3 protein-coding genes are annotated in these 1811 nt (G+C 67.5%); all 3 read right to left on the bottom strand.

The window, feature by feature from the left end:
* Window positions 1-79: 79 nt before the first annotated feature.
* Window positions 80-274: a TniQ family protein gene (locus ABIB16_RS11290; RefSeq protein ID WP_271438123.1), complete on the bottom strand. Its 195-nt coding sequence runs from the start codon at window positions 272-274 to the stop codon at window positions 80-82.
* Entirely contained in the window at window positions 271-1188 is a 918-nt protein-coding gene (locus tag ABIB16_RS11285; RefSeq protein ID WP_060973728.1) for a TniB family NTP-binding protein, read from the bottom strand. The genes ABIB16_RS11290 and ABIB16_RS11285 overlap by 4 nt, the downstream gene beginning before the upstream one ends.
* Window positions 1182-1811 (bottom strand): Mu transposase C-terminal domain-containing protein (locus ABIB16_RS11280; protein ID WP_354403858.1); only part of this gene is annotated, 630 nt, incomplete at its 5' end. The genes ABIB16_RS11285 and ABIB16_RS11280, both read right to left, overlap by 7 nt.

The raw sequence follows: 1811 nt of genomic DNA, 5'->3' as shown, positions 1-1811 counted from the left end.
ATCAACTCCCATTGGGTGTCAGAGAGCATCTGGAACCGGGACATGTCCCCAGGGTCTCAGCTGACTCGTGCATCTATTCTCAGACACGCCCTAGCTGGTTGATGAATTCCTCCGGGGCGGCCACGTCCAGGTCCCCGGGGCGGGAGATGCAGAACCCGGTATCGAGAACGAGGTCCTCGACCTCGGCCCCGTAGCGGTGGGCTATCCGGCGCAGCCAGGAGGTGAGTGCCTCACCGGTGACCGGGGCCGGGTGCACCGGCCACCGAGTGCTCACAGCAGCTCGCGTTCGAAGACCCGGCGGCGTTCGGCCGGCCCGGTGTAGTTAGCCATCGTCAGGGTCCGGTGGTCGATGGCCTCGAGGCCGGACTCGACGGCGGCCACCGCGGCCGCGGTCAGCAGGTGGGCCAGCTCCCCGATGGTGCCCTCGCTGCGGGCCAGCAGGTAGCGGGCCATGTCCTCGGTGTCGATCACCGATGGTTTCCGGAGGGGGAAGGAGGCGGCGAAGCTGGCCAGCAGGGATCTCGCCTGGTCGTCGGCCTCCCAGAGCGGGAGCACGAAGGGTTCGAAGCGGTTCTCCAACTGGTCATCGGAGCGCACCGCCAGGTAGGCCTCGCGGGTGCCGACCCCGACCAGCGGGATGCGCAGTTCGTTGCCCAGAAACCGCAGTAGGTTCAGGAACTCCCGACGGGTGTCCCCGCGACCGGCCAGCACGTTGTGCAGCTCATCAACGACCAGCATCCGCGCCCCGACCTCGCGCAGCAGGGACAAGGCGAGGCGTTCGAGCTCCACCAGACGAGGCCGGGGCCGCAGGGGTGCGCCCAGGACGGACAGGATCGCGGTGTAGAACCGCAAGGGTGATGGTTCCGAGGGCATCTGCACGCACACCACCGGGACCTGCTCCCGGTCCGGTTCGGAGCTGGGCGGGTGCTGCCGGCGGAAGCGCTCGATGATCATCGACTTGCCGTTGTTTGTCGGGCCCACCAGTAGCAGGTTGGGCATGCGCTGCTTCGCCGGCCAGCCGAGCATGGTCTCCAGACGCTCGACGGCCTCGACCGCCTTCGGGTAGCCGATCCAGCGGTCCGCGCGGATCCGCTGGACCCGCTCGGCCGCCGGCAATCGCGCCACCGGCTGCGCGGCCGGGTGCAAGTGGGACAGCTCCAGCGGCTCGTACTCGTTGGCATTCACCATTGCTCGATCTCCCCGAACCGGGCCACCACATCCAAGTCCGTTGGTACGACCGGTGGTTCCGGCACCGGGGGCGTCGGCCTCGTAGTGGTCGTCCCGGTCTGGGTGCGGCGTTGCCTCTCGCGGCGGGTGTGCTTGGTGGTCTTCTGGGCGGTCTCGGAGATGGTGCGCATCTGCTCGATCATCCGGAACAGGCCCGACTCGTCGACTTCGGTGGCCCCACGCTCGCGCAGCCGGGCCAGAGCCTGCCGGTGCTCCCACACGCTGACCGCCGGGTTCGACAACGCCCGATACGGGACCTCGATGTACGCGGTGCCCTCGGGGTCCAGCACCCAGATGCGGCTGATATCGCGCGGATCCCGCCGGATGAGGAACCGCTCCAGGGCCTCGCGGCGTGCGATCCACGGCTTGAGCGCATTGGCGAAATAGTGGACATGGTCTAGAACAAACCCGGTGCGCGTGAGCTTGCGGCGGAACACGGGCAGAAAGTCCACTAAGAACGCCGTTGGGTTGGCCGTCGTCATCGGGGTAGGGCGTGTCAGATGGTCTGTGTAAGCCGTACCGAGAGGAACGGTAAGAATCATGACCATGATCGACGAGAAGAACCCAGGCGAGCCCTCGGGCCA

The sequence above is a fragment of the Micrococcus sp. UYEF5 genome, from assembly GCF_040546065.1.
GTDB lineage: Bacteria > Actinomycetota > Actinomycetes > Actinomycetales > Micrococcaceae > Micrococcus > Micrococcus luteus.
This window is presented reverse-complemented; position numbering and strand designations above follow the sequence as displayed.

Bases quoted from the DNA above. Each gene is read 5' to 3' on its own strand.
- ABIB16_RS11285 (WP_060973728.1), bottom strand. From the start codon at position 1,188: ATGGTGAATGCCAACGAGTACGAGCCGCTGGAGCTGTCCCACTTGCAC.